Consider the following 14,759-nt stretch of genomic DNA (forward strand, 5'->3'; position numbering starts at 1 on the left):
GTTCGAGCGCCAGGCATAAGGAGGGATTGCGCTTTCTGCTCGCAATGGGAGGTTTTGACGATGAGACTCTCTGCGCCGATCTATCATCTGAAGCGACGAGCCAAGCGCCTGTCGCGCGAGGAAGGCATTCCGCTCCACGACGCGCTTGACCGCATCGCTGCGACGGAAGGGTTTTCCGCCTGGAGCATGCTCGCGGCAAAGGCCGCCGCACTGACGCCCGCCAATCGCCTGTTCCCGCAATTCCGGCCGGGTGATCTGGTGCTGGTCGGGGCTCGCCCTGGTCAGGGCAAGACCCTGATGAGCCTCGAATTGGCCGTCGAGGCCATGAAGTCGGGCCATCGCGCGGCGTTCTTCTCGCTCGAGTACACGCAGAATGATGTGCTGGATCGCCTGCGGGCGATCGGTGTGGAGCCGGCGCAGTTCGACAAACTGTTTGAGGTTGACTGCTCCGACGCCATCAGCGCCGACTACGTCGTCAAGCAGATGGCCGCGGCGCCTCGTGGCACGGTCGTGGTGATCGACTATCTGCAACTGCTCGACCAGAGGCGGGAAAATCCTGATCTCGCTGTTCAGGTGCGCGCACTGAAATCCTTCGCGCGCGATGCGGGGCTGATCGTCGTCTTCATCTCGCAGATCGATCGATCATATGATCCGTCGGTCAAGCCGTGCCCAGACCTCGACGATATCAGGCTGCCGAACCCGCTGGACCTCAAGCTGTTCGACAAGACGTGCTTCATCAACAACGCCGAAGTCCAGTTCCGAGCGGCGAGCTGACGGCTTCAGGCCGCGGGTGAGATTCTTCACCCGCGGCCAGCTACCTTACGCCGCCTGCAACGCAACTTCGAGCTTGCCGGCAATGTAGCGCCGCTCCTGGGTCAGGCCGCCAAAGCCGTAGGCGTCGCCCTTGACCTCGTCGACATGCAGGTAGGTCTCATGATGCAGCGGGCCCAAAATCTCGGCCATGCGCTTGAACATCGCGGCGAGATAGGCCGCCTTCTCGTCCTTGGTGTTGGTGCCTTCGCTGACATGGATGTCGATCCAGTAGCTCGCAAGCTTCTGTTCGGCGAGCGACTTGCCGCCGGCGAACCAGTCGCCTGCGTCGACCGATTTCACGATGATGGCGGTCACCCTGGGATCCTTGTGCAGGATCTTTGCGGTCAGCTCGGACACGGCGTTGGCGATATCGGCCTTCAGCGACGGCGACTGGCGGGAGGTGGTGTAGGACACGGTGATCAGGGGCATGGTGGTTCTCCTCAAGATGCTGCGCGGAGTTTGCGCGGCGTTGGTGAGAAGCTAGACCTTGCCCCGTCATTTTGGTATCTTATCTCTGTTGATACCAGTGATAACCATTCATAATGACAGCAACGCTCGACATCGCCACCATCAAGGCCTTCCTGCTGGTCGCCGACCTCCAGAGTTTTACGCGCGCCGCCGAAGCACTCGGCACGACGCAGGCCGCCGTCAGCCTGAAGCTTCAGCGGCTCGAGACATTGCTGGGAAAGCGCCTCGTCGAGCGCTCGCCGCGCGCGGTCCGGCTCACTGCCGACGGCGCCGCGTTCCTCGATCGCGCCCGCGCGCTGATGGAGGCGCATGACCGTGCACTGTCGGGCGAAACATCGACTGCGCAATCGCTCTCGCTTGGCATCTCCGACCATGCCGCGGGCCCCGAGCTGGTGCCGCTGCTCGAACGCCTGCACGCGATGTCCTCAAGTCTCACCCTTGCCGTCACCATCGGCTTCTCACGCGAGATGCAGGACGCTTACGACGCAGGTCAGCTCGATGCCGTGATCGTGCGCCAGGAAGGCAGTCGCCGCGGCGGCGAGAAGCTGGCCGAAGACGAGTTCGGCTGGTTCGCCGCACGGCGCTTCACCCTGCCGAAGGGTGAGCCGCTGCCGCTCGCAACCCTCGCCCCGCCCTGCGGCGTCCGCGCCATCGCCGTCCGCGCGCTCGACAAGGCCGGCCTCGCCTGGCGCGAACGCTTTGTCGGCGGCGGCGTCACCGCGGTGGTCGCGGCCGCGCTTGCTGGCCTCGCGATTGCGCCGCTCGCGCGCCGGATCGCGCCTCCCGGGCTGATCGACATCGGGCCAGCGCAGAAGCTACCGAAACTCGGCAGCTCGAAGGTAATGCTGCATTCGCAGGTCAGCGATCCCGCCAAGCTCGCGGCGCTGCGTGCGGTGGTGGCGACGTTCCGGAGCGTGGCGGCTTAGCTCTTAGGTTGCTCCGTCTCCGCGCCCGCATATCTGCCTGCGATATACCAATAATTCAGCCCGGCGAAGCAACCGGCGGTGACGTATAGCCAACCCAATTCATTGACAGACCTGTAAAGCACCATCTGGCTCGCGGACCCGATCAAACCACCGGCAAGCACGAAGAACACAAGCGAGCGGATGCAAAGCCGTTCGCTCAGCCAGATCGTGGCGATCGACGGAATGCCGCTGAGCACGCAAACGAAGAACAGGATCAGTGGCACGCCGATCAAGATCGCGAAGACAAAATCCCACGGGGACATTGGGGTGACGCGATTGGCACTAGCCAACGCCAGGATGAGCAGAAAGAACAGCTGAATAACGGCCGTCGCCGTCAGGCATCCGCCTAACCAGCCCCGCGTCGCCCGGGAGCAAGTCTCGCAAGCCATGACATCACCTCACAAGATCGCCTCAAACGCGCTGCGCAGCGTCTCGTGCCTGAACACGAAACCGCGACTCAGCGCCTTGTTGGGCAGCACGCGCTGGCCGCCGAGCAGGAGTTCGTCGGCAAAGCCGCCGTCGATCCGGCGCAACAGGCCGCCGGGGATTCGAAACACCGCGGGCCGGTGCAGACGGCGGCCGAGCTCCTCGGTGAACTTTGCGTTGGTGACGGGGATCGGCGCGGTGGCGTTGACGGGCCCGGTGAGATCGGGCGTCGCCATCACATAGGCAATCAGCCGGATCAGATCGTCGCGCTCGATCCAGGACATCCACTGCCGCCCGGTGCCGAGCGGACCGCCGAGGCCGAACTCGAACGGCGTCAGCATCCGCGTGATGAAGCCGCCTTCGGTGCCCAGCACGAGGCCGATGCGCAAACAGACCACGCGGACGCCGAGCTCTTCCGCCGGCCGCGCCGCCTTTTCCCACGCCGCGCACAGCTCATGGCTGAAGCACGCATGTGACTTCGCCGATTCCGTCAGCACCTGGTCGGCCCATAGGCCGTACCAGCCGATCGCGGAGCCGCTGACGAGGACCTCCGGCTTGCGCTCGAGCCGCGCGATCAGCTTTACGACCTCGCCGGTCATGTCGATGCGGGAGCCGAGAATTTTCGCGCGCTTTGCCTCGGTCCAGAGGCCGTTGCCGATCGGCTCGCCAGCGAGATTGACGATGGCGTCGATTGGCGTGTCCGATGCGAGCTGATCGAGGCTGGTGATCAGCGTGACCGGCGGCGGCAGCATCTCGGCCTTCGCGGGGTTGCGGATCAGCGCGATGACGTCGTGCCCTGCCCCGCTGAGGCTCGCGGCAAGGCGGCTGCCGATGAAGCCGGTGGCGCCTGTTATCAGCACGGTCTTGCGGCCGGGGACCTTCTCGACGAGCCCGTGCGCAGGCACGCTTTTCATGCGCCCGAGCCGGCGCATCGCGGCAAAATCCCTGACGCCGCAGAGCGCAGCTCCCACCGCGCAGGCCGTCGCGGCGATGCTGAGCAATCCCTGATACACGACACTCACGCCGAACGGCTGCATCGCCCATTCGATCAGCACCGGCAGCAGCAGCACCAGGATGGCGCCATAGTTGATCGCAAGCAGCGTGTGGTTAATCCGCTCGCTCGGCGGCAGCTTTCGGCTCAGATCTTCCTCGACGAAATCCATCAGCGTGATGACGATCTCGGCGACCAGCACCGCGACGATCAGGATCGCCAGCACGCCGTAAACCTCCAACCAGCCGAGCAGCAGGAACAGCAGCGCATAGAGCATGTTGCGGATACCGTGCAGCTTCAGCTCGAAGCGCTGCGACGGGCGCCAGACCAGGCGCTCAGTGAATTCGTGGTGATAGAAGGTGTCGAACACGCCCATCACGATCTGGATGGCGATGAGGGTCCACAACAGCGGCGTCATGATACGGCCTCCCTGAAGACGGCGGACTGGTGGATCAGCGCGCCGTAACGCGGGTGAGTGACATCGAGGGTGAAACGGAAGGCGCCTTCGCCGAGATCGCTATGCGTCACCGTGAGATCGCCGGGCGTGAGCCATTGCGGCAGCGGGATCCACAAGCGTCCCAGTTGGAGTCCGTAACCGGCACTACGGAAGGTCAGCGCCTGTCCCTCGACCGCGATGCGGAGCGCCATCGAGACGCCGAAGCCGACATACTCTTCGAGCCCGGTCGGGCCGGCAAAACGCTTGGCGGAATGAATCACTTGCGGAAAGCCGCGCTTGCGCGCGCAGATGCGGGTCCAGGTCTGGCCGCCGGTCGCGCCGTCCTCGGTGACAGTCACGATCATGGGGACACCGGTGTCGCGGCCGGTCGGCAGCGGTCCGCCGATCAGGCGGGCGGCTAGCGCGAACCACCAGCCGATGTCACTGAAGGAGACCTCGTCGACCACGCCGACATAGACGACGCTGTCGCCGTCAGCGACCCGTTTCGAAAAGCGCCGCCAGGTCGCGAGCGGCAGCCGGCCCCAATCCTCGTCCGACAGCAACGCGCGGAAGCGGCGGTCGTCGAGTAGTTTGACGTGAGCTGAGGGAGATGCGCTGGAGCCTGATAATCGAGCCGACGTCATCGCACCCTCCTCAACGCTATTTGGCCTTGCCCAGCGGCAGCAGGTTGGCGATCTTCTCGCCAAGCCGCATCAAGGCGACCAGCCGCGGCCGCGGCACTTTCAGCATCTGCATGAACCAGTGGTCGGCGAGCTCGGTGAAGGCGAGCATCTCCTTCAGCCGTTTGGCTGCGACCGGATTGATGGTCGGATCGTCGGCGGCATCGGACACGCAGGCCCTGAGCGCCGTGATCGCCGGATCGAGCTCCCGCTCCTTGCGCCGCGCCGCGATTCTCGCGGCGACCTCCCAGATGTCGGTCTCGGCCTCGTAATGGTCGCGGCGGTCACCAAGGATCGGCACCCGCCGGATCAGGTTCCAGGCGAGCAGCTCCTTCAGCGAGTTGGAGACGTTGGAGCGCGCCATGCCGAGCGTGTCGGCGATGTCCTCGGCCGTCATCGGCGCCTCGGCGAGATAAAGCAGCCCGTGGATCTGGCTGACCGAGCGGTTGACGCCCCACCCGTCCCCCATGTCGCCCCAATGCAGGATGAAGCGCTCGACGGCGGCGGGCAGTTTCTTCTTTCCGGTTGTTTCTGTCATGACAGAAATATCTGACGAGCGCGACTGATTGTCAAGAGCGCTCGGCGGCTTGCCTCCTGTATACCGTCCGTCGTATTTGCCTAAAAACGGCCCAGAGAACCGGAACCAAACGCCCTTCCGGGCGTTTGCCCCGGTTCCAGGCGGGTTGAGAATGACGACAAAGTCCAGTCAACAGAGAGACTTGTTCGAAAGCGAGCGCAGTTTTCGGCTGTTGGTGGAAGGAGTCGCGGACTACGCGCTCTACATGCTCGATCCCACCGGGATCATCACGAGCTGGAACATCGGCGGCGAGCGGATCAAGGGCTATTCGCCCGAAGAGATCGTCGGCCAGCATTTCTCGCGCTTCTACACCGAGACCGACCGCGCCAACGGCAAGCCCGCGCGTGCCCTCGGCATCGCGCGGGACCATGGCCGCTACGAGGAGGAAGGCTGGCGCGTTCGTAAGGATGGCACATTCTTCTGGGCGAGCGTCATCATCGATCCGATCTACGAGCACGGCAGCCTGGTCGGCTTCGCCAAGATCACCCGCGACATCACCGAGCGGCGCAATTCGCAGCTCAAGCTCGAAGCGATGCAGAGGCAGCTTGCCGAGTCGCAGAAGTTCGATGCGCTCGGACAGCTCACCGGCGGCGTCGCGCACGACTTCAACAACCTCCTGATGATCATCAGCGGCAGCCTTCACATCCTCAAGAAACGCGATGAGGACGAGGCCAAGATTCAGCGCGCGATGTCCGCGATCGAGACCGCGACCAAGCGCGGCGCCGCGCTGACCGGCCAGCTCCTGACCTTCGCGCGGCGGCAGAGCGTCAATCCCCAGGCGATCCGCTTCGGCGACCGCATCGAGGCGATCCGCGAAGTGCTTCACGCCGGCGTCGGGAGCGCCGTTCGTCTCGCCTTCGACATCGACCGCGAGGTCTGGTCGGTCAAGGCTGATGTTGCCGAGCTCGAGACAGGGCTGCTCAACCTCGTCATCAACGCTCGCGATGCCATGCCCGACGGCGGTACGGTGACGGTCGGCGCACGCAACGTCGTCCTGAACGATCCGCTCCACAGCGGCGAGTACGTCGCCATCACCGTCGCCGATACCGGGCTTGGCATCCCCTCCGACGTCGTCGACAAGATCTTCGAGCCTTTCTTCACGACCAAACCCGTCGGAAAAGGCACCGGCCTCGGCCTGTCGCAGGTGCACGGCTTCGCTCATCAGGCGGGCGGCACGGTCAAGGTCACAAGCGAGCTCGGCAAGGGCACGACCTTCACCATCCTGCTGCCGCGCGAAACCGCGACCGCACCAATCGATATCCCTGAAGCAGTGCCGGTTCCCGGTAGCGGCACCGTGCTGCTGGTCGAGGACAATCCCGACGTCGCGCTCGTCAGCATCGGATTGCTGGAGCAGCTCGGCTATCGCGTGCACCGGGTTGCCGACGCCGAGTCCGCCTTGCGCGAGCTCGAGAAGAACGGCGTCGACTTCGTGTTCACCGACATCGTGATGCCCGGCAAGATGGACGGGCTCGGCCTCGCCCATCATCTGCGCCAGATCCACCCTGGCCTGCCGATCCTGCTCGCCACCGGCTACAGCGAAGCCGCCGCCGATGTCCGCGGCGACTTCCCGATCCTACGCAAGCCCTACGAGATTCACGAGCTGAGCGAGGCGATCTCGAAGCTGCCAAGGTGAGGCTCTTCTTCGCCGCTCCCCGCAACCGGGGAGAGGGAGAAGACCTACACCGTCGGCAATACCGAAAACGCTTCCCCTGCCCTCCGCAGGTTCAACTCATCGGCACCGGCCGTCTCGCTCGTCACGCTATCCACACGCGATGACGGCGGGCCGTGGCGGCACAGCGCGACCATGTCGGCGACGTGCTTCGGTGTGCCTGCGAACAGTGCTTCCACGCTGCCGTCGCGGCGGTTGCGAACCCAGCCTTCGAGGCCACTTGTTGTCGCCTGGTACTCGACCCAGGCCCTGTAGCCGACGCCCTGCACGCGGCCGCGGATCATGACCTGGAGGATCGCCCGGCTCATTTCTTCAGCCCGAGAAGATCGGCGCTGCGCGCCTTGACGTCGGCCTCGCGCATGACGCGGCTGGTCAGGTCCGGCGATGGGAGGCCCTTGAGGTTCTTCGGCGGCGTGCCCTCGCGCAACGCTTTCTGCGTCTCGTAGACGGCCTGCATGGCAGCCGCGATCGGCGCGTGGCCCTGAAGCGCGATGCGGACGCGCTGCCTGGCGAGATAGTCAATCGCGTTCAACTCGTCCGGCGCGCCGCCGAGCACGATGGGGAGATGCGTAGCGGCGACGATGGCTTCGAGCTCAGCGCGCGACTTGACGCCGGTGAAGAACAGCGCGTCGACGCCGGTCGCCTCATAGGCCCTGGCCCGGCGGATCGCATCCTCGATCGAGGTGACCGAGGCAGCTCCAGTGCGGCCCATGATGACGAGCGAGGGATCGCCGCGGCCATCCAGCGCCGCCTTCATTTTGCCGACGCCTTCTTCCAGCGAGATCAGCTGTGTCTTGGCCTCGCCAAAGGCGGCGGGCAGCAGCGTGTCCTCGATGGTGAGGCCGGCGGCGCCAGCGGTCTCCAGCTCTTGCACCGTGCGGCGCACGTTGAGCGCATTGCCATAGCCGTGATCGGCATCGACCAGCACCGGCAGCGTCGCCGCGCGCGACATCCGCCGCATCTGCTCGGCAAGTTCGGTGAGTGTGATCAGCGTGACATCGGGGTCGCCGAGCACCGCGAGCGAGGCCACCGAGCCGCCGAACATGCCGAGCGGAAAGCCGAGATCCTCGGTGATGCGGATGGAGATCGCGTCATAGACCGAGCCGGGATGAACGCAAGCCGAGCCGGTCAGGATCGAGCGCAGTTTTTCGCGGCGGGAACGAAAGGCCATGGTGCCCTCTCAACTGTTGCGACGCAGCCGCAACATACTCCGTCATTGCGAGCGCAGCGAAGCAATCCAGAATCTTTCCGCAGAGGCAGTCTGGATTGCTTCGCTGCGCTCGCAATGACGGTGTTGGTGGGGCCAGTGAGGGCCCCACTCACTTGCTTTACGCAAACTCCAGAATCAGCGCGTCCACCGCGAGCGTCGCGCCCGCGCTGGCGTGGATCTTCTTCACCGTACCGTCCTGCTCGGCGCGGAGCACATTCTGCATCTTCATGGCTTCGATCACCGCGAGCGTCTCGCCGGCCTTGATCTCCTGCCCTTCGGTCACCGCGATCGTGACCACGAGGCCCGGCATCGGACAGAGCAGCTTCTTGCCGGTGTCGGAGGCCGTGGTCACCGGCATCAGCCGCGCCGAGGCTGCTTCCGCCTCGGTCCAGACATAGACCGGCACCTCGACGCCCTGGTGCGCCAGACGAATGCCGTTGGCGATAGCGCGCGCCTGCACCGCGACGAAATGGCCGTCGATGGTGCCCTGCCAGACCGGATCGCCCGGCTTCCACGGCGACTGCAGCAGATGTGCGTTGCCGGCCTTGCCTTCGGCATCGATGAAGCGGATCGCGATGGCCTCGCCCTCGCGTCCGACCTCGAGCAGAATCTCTTGGCGGTCGAGCCAGACCGCGCGGCGACGCTCGCGCTGCACGACGCGGCCGCCCATCTGGCCCGAGATCTGCCGCTTGCGCTCGCCGAGCACGTGGTCGATGGCGGCGCCGACCGCCGCGATCCGACGCGCGACCTCGCCTTCGGGCACGCGCACAGCAAAGCCCTTGGGGAATTCCTCGGCGATGAAACCGGTCGAGAGCCGTCCCTCGCGCCAGCGCGGATGGTGCATCAGCGCCGACAAGAACGGGATGTTGTGCCTGATACCCTCGACATAGAACGAATCCAGCGCGGTGGCCTGCGCCTCGATCGCGGCCGCGCGCGACGGCGCATGCGTGACGAGCTTGGCGATCATCGGATCGTAATAGATCGAGATCTCGCCGCCCTCCTGCACGCCGGTGTCGTTGCGCACGGTGATGCCGTCCTGGCTGGCTTCGGCCGGCGGCCGATACTTCACGAGGCGCCCGATCGAGGGCAGGAAGTTACGGAACGGGTCCTCGGCGTAGAGGCGGGATTCCACTGCCCAGCCGGTGAGCGTAACGTCCTTCTGGCTGATCGCGAGCTTCTCGCCGGCGGCGACGCGGAGCATCTGCTCGACGAGGTCGATGCCGGTGACGAGCTCGGTGACGGGATGCTCGACCTGAAGGCGCGTGTTCATCTCCAGGAAGAAAAAGCTCTTGTCCTGCCCTGCCACGAATTCGACGGTGCCGGCGGAGTCGTAATTCACCGCCTTGGCCAGCGCGACGGCCTGCTCGCCCATCTTGCGGCGGGTGGCCTCATCGAGCAGCGGCGACGGCGCCTCCTCGATGACCTTCTGGTTGCGGCGCTGGATCGAGCATTCGCGCTCGCCGAGATAGATGACGTTGCCGTGCTTGTCGCCCAGCACCTGGATCTCGATGTGGCGGGGATCGACGATGAACTTTTCGACGAAGACGCGGTCGTCGCCGAACGAGGCTTTCGCCTCGGCCTTGGCAAGGTTGAAGCCCTCGGCAACCTCGCTCCTCGAATGCGCAATGCGCATGCCCTTGCCGCCACCGCCGGCGGAGGCCTTGATCATCACGGGATAGCCGATCTCGTCGGCGATCTTCACCGCGTGCTTGTCGTCCTCGATGACGCCGAGATAGCCCGGCACGGTCGAGACCTTGGCCTTCGCGGCGGCCTTCTTGGATTCGATCTTGTCGCCCATCGCGGCGATCGCGCCCGGGTTCGGGCCGATGAAGACGATGCCGGCGGCCTCCAGCGCGCGCGGAAACGCCTCACGCTCGGACAGGAAGCCGTAGCCGGGATGCACGGCCTCGGCGCCCGTCTTGCGGCAGGCCTCCACGATCTTCTCGATCACCAGATAGCTCTCGGCGGCTGCGGGCGGGCCGATCAGAACGGCCTCGTCGGCCATCTCGACATGGAGGGAATCGCGGTCGGCCTCGGAATAGACCGCAACCGTCTGAATTCCCATGCGGCGAGCGGTCTTGATGACCCGGCAGGCGATTTCGCCGCGATTGGCGATCAGAATGCGTTTGAACATGCTTTTCTTGAGTCTCGACCTTGGGCGGGACCCTTCCCTGGCCGTTGGGGCCTGCGGGGACGGGCCGTGTGACCCCCGTGGTACATCAAAATCGGCCGGAGGCAACGGTCTAAATCCGCGCCCTCTGGCGTACCAGCGCAAGACCGAAATGGGCCTGGTCAGCCCATGAGCGGACCTACGGCTTCGCGGCCTTGGCCACGTCCCTGACCAAGCCGTGAATGAAGCCCAGCTTGCCGACCACCGCCGGCGACAGGATGAACGGATAGAGATCGCGCAGCCCCATGGCGCGGTTGACACTGTTGATGGCGAAGGTGAAGGGCAGCCATGCGTTGACGAGCGCCTCGACGTCCCTCGTCTCATAGGGGTTGAAACGGATGCGCGCCGTCAACTCCCCGTCGCGATCGACCCTGGGGCGCACCTCCATGCCGAACTCCGAGGCCATCTCCAGGGTGTCGACGATGTGGAGGTAGTGCGCCCAGGTCTCGGCGAAATCCTCCCAGGGATGCGTGGTGGCGTAGGCCGAGACGTAGGTCTGCTGCCAGTCCGGCGGCGCGCCTTCGGCATAATGGAGCTGCAAGGCCTGGCCGTAATCGGCGGAATCGTCGCCGAACACGGCGCGGCATTGCTCCAGCCTGCCGCCCTCGCGCACCAGCACGTCCCAGAAGTAATGGCCAACCTCGTGGCGGAAATGCCCGAGCAGCGTGCGGTAGGGCTCGCCCATCTCGAGCCTGCGCCGCTCGCGCTCGATCTCGTCGGTCTCGGTCAGCGCGATCGTGATCAGTCCGTTATCGTGGCCGGTCATGATCCTCTGCCCGCTGTTCGGATCGTCGGCGAGGAAATTGAAGATCAGCCCATGTTCGGGATTTTCCTGCCGTGTCTGGAGCGGCAGCTTCCAGCGGATCAGGGAATAGAACAGCCGGTGTTTCGCCACCTCCAACTCGCGCCAGCCGGCGAGCTGAACCGGATCGGACAGATCGGGCACGATGCCGTTGTGGCGGCAGGCGCGGCAATAGCCGGTGGTATCGCCCGCATCCGTCAGCCAGTTGCACGCGTCGTACTCGGCATTGCGGCAGAGCATCCGCCCCTTGCCCTTGTCGGCGAGCGTCATCCAGGCCTCGCCGTCGGGCTCGATCGCCGACATCGTCTCCTTCTCCGGCAGGAACGCGACGCGGTGGCCGCAGCGTTCGCAGGCGCGGTTCTCGAAATAGAGGACGTTGCCGCAGTCCTGGCAGACAAAGAGCTTCAAGATTTAGCCTCTTCGGGAAGGGAGTCTTATGATTAAGAGTTGCGACGCCTCGCAAATACGCGCGCGGGGGGCTCATCGTTCCAACATTCGGGAACAAATAGCCAGACCGGGCGTTCGTTCATACCCGCCCCTGCGATCGGTGGCGCCTTTCCGTCCTTATCCCCTTTTGAGTAATGGCTATCACGCTTTGTCTGTGGGAATATCGGCCCGGCGCGTGCGCTCTTGCATCACAACGGCCGACACCTTGAACGATCCCTTGCCCGATACCACCGCCGCCGAAAGGCTGCGCCAGCACCTCGAAGAGATCGCGCGCGAGCGCGACAACGCCTATCACGCGCTCCAGGAGCGCGAGGCAGAGCTGGCGCGTATCCAGCGCATCGGCAAGGTCGGTGGCCTCGAGGTCGACTTCCGCGAAGGCTTCAAGAACCGCCGCTCGCCGGAATATCTGATGCTCCACGGGCTGCCGGCGGATGCCACCGACGAGTCGCATGAGGATTGGGTCAACCGCATCCATCCCGAGGATCGCGACGCCGCGGTCAAGCACTTCCTCGATGCGCTGGCCGGGACGAACGAAGACTACACCGCCGAATACCGCATCATCCGCCCCAACGACGGCGAGACCCGCTGGATCCGCGTCGTCGCCAAGTTCGAGCGCGACAGTGACGGCCGCGCCATTCGCCTCGTCGGCGCCCATATCGACATCACCGCCCAGGCACTCGCGCGCGAGACGCTGCGCGAGAGCGAGGAGCGCTTCCGGCTGATCGCCGACAGCGCGCCGGTGCCGATCTGGGTCACGAAGCTCGACCGCACGCGCTCCTTCGCCAACCAGGCCTATGTCGACTTCATCGGCCTGCCCTACGACCAGGCCATCGATTTCGACTGGCGCAAGATATTGCATCCGGACGACCTGCCGCATGTGCTGCAGCAATCCGTCCAGGGCGAAGCGTCGCTGAAGCCGTTCGTGCTGGAAGCGCGCTACAAGAACGCCAGCGGTGAATGGCGGTGGCTGCGCTCGGAATCGCAGCCGCGCTGGGACCCGACCGGCAAGCACATCGGCTTCATCGGCGTCGCCCACGACATCACCGCCGCCAAGCAGGCCGAGATCGAGCTGAGGCGACTCAACGAGACGCTGGAGGAGCGCATCACCGAGCGCACCGCCGAGCTCGAATCCAACGAGGCGCGGCTGCGCGCGATCCTGGAGACAAGCAACCAGTATCAGGGGCTGGTCAATCTCAGGGGCGAGCTGCTCTACGCGAACCGGACTGCGCTCGATGGCATTCGCGTGGAGGCCCGCGACGTCATCGGCAAACCGTTCTGGGACACGCCCTGGTTCAACCAGACCCAGGGCATGAGCGCCGTCGTGCGCGAGGCCTTCGACACCGTGCTCAGAGGCGAAGCGGTGCGGCTGGAGATGCGCCTGCGCCTGCCCATCGGAGAGCGCGATTTCGACTTCGGCATGCGTCCCGTGCTCGACCGCCACGGCAACATCACCGGTGCGGTGCCCGAGGCCGTCGACATCACCGAGCGCCGCCGCGGCGAGGAAGCGCTGCGGCAGTCGCAGAAGATGGAGGCGATCGGCCAGCTCACCGGCGGCGTCGCCCACGACTTCAACAACCTCCTCACCATCATCCGCTCCGCGACCGACTTCCTGCGCCGCCGCGAACTGCCGGAAGAACGCCGTCGCCGCTATGTCGACGCCATCTCCGACACCGTGGAGCGCGCCTCCAAGCTCACCGCGCAGCTTTTGGCCTTTGCGCGCAGGCAGCCGCTGAAGCCGCAGATCTTCAACGTCGGCAGCCAGGTCGAGGCCGTGGCGCAACTGGTCCGGCCGCTGGTCGGCGGCCGCATCGCGATCGCCGTCGAGGTGAACGATGCCGACTGCTTCACGGTGGCCGACATCGCGCAGTTCGAGACCGCGCTGATCAACCTCGCCATCAACGCCCGCGACGCCATGGAGGGCGAAGGCCGCCTCACCATCGCCGTGCGCAAGGTCGCGGGCATCCCGAGCCTGCGTGCGCAGTCGGCGCGCGGCGGCGACTACGTCGCGATCTCGGTTGCGGACACCGGCAGCGGCATCGCGCCCGAAAACATCGACGCCATCTTCGAGCCGTTCTTCACCACCAAGGAGGTCGGCAAGGGCACCGGCCTCGGCCTCAGCCAGGCCTTCGGCTTCGCAAAGCAGTCCGAGGGCGACATCGCGGTGACGAGCACGCGCGGCGAAGGCGCGACCTTCACCATCTACCTGCCGCAGGCGCACAGTCCAGCCGCGGAGAAGGACGCTGCGGCACTGACCAGCGAAGCCGCCACCACCGGGCGCGGCTATCGCGTGCTCGTGGTCGAGGACAATGACGACGTCGGCCAGTTCTCGACCGAGCTGCTGGAAGACCTCGGCTATGTCGTCCGCCGGGTCGCCAACGCCAATGCGGCGCTCGGCATTCTCGGCGAGAACGAATTCGCCGTCGACCTCGTCTTCTCCGACGTCATCATGCCCGGCATGAACGGGGTCGAGCTCGCCGGCGTCATCCGCGAGCGCTATCCGGGCCTGCCCGTCGTGCTCACCAGCGGCTACAGCAACGTCCTCGCCGAGAACGCCCATCGCGGGTTCGAGCTGATCCAGAAACCGTATTCGGTGGAGTCTCTGTCGCGCATTTTGCGCAAGGCGATCACGGAGAAGTTGGCGGCGGCAAGGTGAGAGATAATCAATGAAACCCGCCCTCTTCTCCGCCTGGCAGACCTGGGCGCTACTCTCGGCCTGCTTTGCGGCGCTCACCGCGATCTTCGCCAAGGTCGGCGTCGAGAACATCAATCCGGATCTGGCGACGTTCATCCGCACCATCGTGGTGCTGCTCGCCTTCTCGGTGCTGCTGTTCTTCACCGACCAGTTCGCGGTGCCGTCGGCGGTCTCGTCGAAGACCTGGCTGTTCCTGGTGTTGTCCGGGCTTGCGACCGGCGCGTCCTGGCTGTGCTATTTCCGTGCGCTGAAGCTTGGCCCGGCGACGCTGGTGGCGCCGATCGACAAGCTCAGCGTCGTGCTGGTGGCCCTTTTCGCCTTCGCCTTTCTCGGCGAGCGGCCAACTGGACAGGGCTGGCTCGGCATCGCCATGATCGGCGCCGGCGCGGTGCTGCTGGCCGTGAAGTTTTGAG

14 protein-coding genes are annotated in these 14,759 nt (G+C 65.3%); 5 read left to right on the forward strand and 9 right to left on the reverse strand.

Going from position 1 to position 14,759, the window contains the following annotated elements; translation table 11 throughout:
* Nucleotides 1-60: 60 nt before the first annotated feature.
* Nucleotides 61-774, forward strand: a complete 714-nt coding sequence (locus tag AB7535_RS19130; RefSeq protein WP_354124212.1) for a DNA helicase — start codon at nucleotides 61-63, stop codon at nucleotides 772-774.
* A gap of 45 nt (nucleotides 775-819) precedes the next feature.
* Here AB7535_RS19130 and AB7535_RS19135 read toward each other — a convergent pair whose 3' ends face one another.
* A complete protein-coding gene (locus AB7535_RS19135; protein ID WP_208070100.1) occupies nucleotides 820-1,242 on the reverse strand; it encodes a tautomerase family protein in 423 nt (140 codons plus the stop codon).
* A gap of 113 nt (nucleotides 1,243-1,355) precedes the next feature.
* Here AB7535_RS19135 and AB7535_RS19140 point away from each other — a divergent pair, with 113 nt between their 5' ends.
* A complete protein-coding gene (locus tag AB7535_RS19140; RefSeq protein WP_166097144.1) occupies nucleotides 1,356-2,207 on the forward strand; it encodes a LysR family transcriptional regulator in 852 nt (283 codons plus the stop codon).
* On the opposite strand, the gene AB7535_RS19145 is transcribed toward AB7535_RS19140, so the two are convergent.
* Genes AB7535_RS19145 through AB7535_RS19160 form a run of 4 tightly spaced genes read right to left on the reverse strand, consistent with a single transcriptional unit; the run spans nucleotide 2,204 to nucleotide 5,317 of the window.
* The gene (locus AB7535_RS19145) at nucleotides 2,204-2,635 is read right to left on the reverse strand and encodes a hypothetical protein (RefSeq protein WP_354124211.1); all 432 of its coding nucleotides are present in this window, start codon (nucleotides 2,633-2,635) and stop codon (nucleotides 2,204-2,206) included. The two genes, AB7535_RS19140 and AB7535_RS19145, sit on opposite strands and share 4 nt — an antisense overlap.
* Before the next feature lie 9 nt (nucleotides 2,636-2,644).
* Nucleotides 2,645-4,081, reverse strand: a complete 1,437-nt coding sequence (locus tag AB7535_RS19150; protein WP_166097146.1) for a TIGR01777 family oxidoreductase — start codon at nucleotides 4,079-4,081, stop codon at nucleotides 2,645-2,647.
* Nucleotides 4,078-4,743 carry a DUF4166 domain-containing protein gene (locus AB7535_RS19155; protein WP_166097147.1) on the reverse strand — a complete coding sequence of 222 codons (666 nt, stop codon included), beginning with the start codon at nucleotides 4,741-4,743 and terminating at the stop codon, nucleotides 4,078-4,080. Before AB7535_RS19155 ends, AB7535_RS19150 begins: the two co-directional genes overlap by 4 nt.
* 16 nt (nucleotides 4,744-4,759) lie before the next feature.
* Entirely contained in the window at nucleotides 4,760-5,317 is a 558-nt protein-coding gene (locus AB7535_RS19160; RefSeq protein WP_028154975.1) for a GbsR/MarR family transcriptional regulator, read from the reverse strand.
* A gap of 151 nt (nucleotides 5,318-5,468) precedes the next feature.
* Between AB7535_RS19160 and AB7535_RS19165 the strand changes: the two genes are divergently transcribed.
* Complete coding sequence (locus AB7535_RS19165; protein WP_166097149.1) at nucleotides 5,469-6,989, forward strand: PAS domain-containing sensor histidine kinase; 1,521 nt, start codon at nucleotides 5,469-5,471, stop codon at nucleotides 6,987-6,989.
* Between the two features lie 44 nt (nucleotides 6,990-7,033).
* Here the strand turns inward: AB7535_RS19165 and AB7535_RS19170 are convergent, their stop codons facing one another.
* From AB7535_RS19170 to AB7535_RS19185, 4 genes are all read right to left on the reverse strand, one after another.
* On the reverse strand, nucleotides 7,034-7,333 hold the full coding sequence (locus AB7535_RS19170; protein WP_014494616.1) for an acylphosphatase: 300 nt from the start codon (nucleotides 7,331-7,333) through the stop codon (nucleotides 7,034-7,036).
* A complete protein-coding gene (locus AB7535_RS19175; RefSeq protein WP_208070096.1) occupies nucleotides 7,330-8,196 on the reverse strand; it encodes an isocitrate lyase/PEP mutase family protein in 867 nt (288 codons plus the stop codon). Before AB7535_RS19175 ends, AB7535_RS19170 begins: the two co-directional genes overlap by 4 nt.
* A 157-nt stretch (nucleotides 8,197-8,353) precedes the next feature.
* A complete protein-coding gene (locus tag AB7535_RS19180; RefSeq protein ID WP_439036783.1) occupies nucleotides 8,354-10,369 on the reverse strand; it encodes an acetyl-CoA carboxylase biotin carboxylase subunit in 2,016 nt (671 codons plus the stop codon).
* Between the two features lie 175 nt (nucleotides 10,370-10,544).
* Entirely contained in the window at nucleotides 10,545-11,615 is a 1,071-nt protein-coding gene (locus tag AB7535_RS19185; protein WP_135214916.1) for a zinc-binding metallopeptidase family protein, read from the reverse strand.
* Between the two features lie 214 nt (nucleotides 11,616-11,829).
* On the opposite strand from AB7535_RS19185, the gene AB7535_RS19190 reads away from it, so the two are divergent.
* Both AB7535_RS19190 and AB7535_RS19195 read left to right on the forward strand, forming a co-directional pair.
* The gene (locus tag AB7535_RS19190) at nucleotides 11,830-14,307 is read left to right on the forward strand and encodes a PAS domain-containing hybrid sensor histidine kinase/response regulator (RefSeq protein WP_354117909.1); all 2,478 of its coding nucleotides are present in this window, start codon (nucleotides 11,830-11,832) and stop codon (nucleotides 14,305-14,307) included.
* A 10-nt stretch (nucleotides 14,308-14,317) separates the two neighbouring features.
* Nucleotides 14,318-14,758 carry an EamA family transporter gene (locus tag AB7535_RS19195; protein ID WP_439036784.1) on the forward strand — a complete coding sequence of 147 codons (441 nt, stop codon included), beginning with the start codon at nucleotides 14,318-14,320 and terminating at the stop codon, nucleotides 14,756-14,758.
* Nucleotide 14,759 lies beyond the last annotated feature (1 nt).

This window comes from Bradyrhizobium sp. 956_D2_N1_4 (assembly GCF_052076025.1).
Classification (GTDB): domain Bacteria; phylum Pseudomonadota; class Alphaproteobacteria; order Rhizobiales; family Xanthobacteraceae; genus Bradyrhizobium; species Bradyrhizobium barranii.

What these genes read in the sequence shown, in the direction of transcription:
- AB7535_RS19130 (WP_354124212.1), top strand. Translation starts at nt 61, where the DNA reads ATGAGACTCTCTGCGCCGATCTATCATCTGAAGCGACGAGCCAAGCGC.
- AB7535_RS19135 (WP_208070100.1), bottom strand. Translation starts at nt 1,242, where the DNA reads ATGCCCCTGATCACCGTGTCCTACACCACCTCCCGCCAGTCGCCGTCG.
- AB7535_RS19140 (WP_166097144.1), top strand. Translation starts at nt 1,356, where the DNA reads ATGACAGCAACGCTCGACATCGCCACCATCAAGGCCTTCCTGCTGGTC.
- AB7535_RS19145 (WP_354124211.1), bottom strand. Translation starts at nt 2,635, where the DNA reads ATGGCTTGCGAGACTTGCTCCCGGGCGACGCGGGGCTGGTTAGGCGGA.
- AB7535_RS19150 (WP_166097146.1), bottom strand. Translation starts at nt 4,081, where the DNA reads ATGACGCCGCTGTTGTGGACCCTCATCGCCATCCAGATCGTGATGGGC.
- AB7535_RS19155 (WP_166097147.1), bottom strand. Translation starts at nt 4,743, where the DNA reads ATGACGTCGGCTCGATTATCAGGCTCCAGCGCATCTCCCTCAGCTCAC.
- AB7535_RS19160 (WP_028154975.1), bottom strand. Translation starts at nt 5,317, where the DNA reads ATGACAGAAACAACCGGAAAGAAGAAACTGCCCGCCGCCGTCGAGCGC.
- AB7535_RS19165 (WP_166097149.1), top strand. Translation starts at nt 5,469, where the DNA reads ATGACGACAAAGTCCAGTCAACAGAGAGACTTGTTCGAAAGCGAGCGC.
- AB7535_RS19170 (WP_014494616.1), bottom strand. Translation starts at nt 7,333, where the DNA reads ATGAGCCGGGCGATCCTCCAGGTCATGATCCGCGGCCGCGTGCAGGGC.
- AB7535_RS19175 (WP_208070096.1), bottom strand. Translation starts at nt 8,196, where the DNA reads ATGGCCTTTCGTTCCCGCCGCGAAAAACTGCGCTCGATCCTGACCGGC.
- AB7535_RS19180 (WP_439036783.1), bottom strand. Translation starts at nt 10,369, where the DNA reads ATGTTCAAACGCATTCTGATCGCCAATCGCGGCGAAATCGCCTGCCGG.
- AB7535_RS19195 (WP_439036784.1), top strand. Translation starts at nt 14,318, where the DNA reads ATGAAACCCGCCCTCTTCTCCGCCTGGCAGACCTGGGCGCTACTCTCG.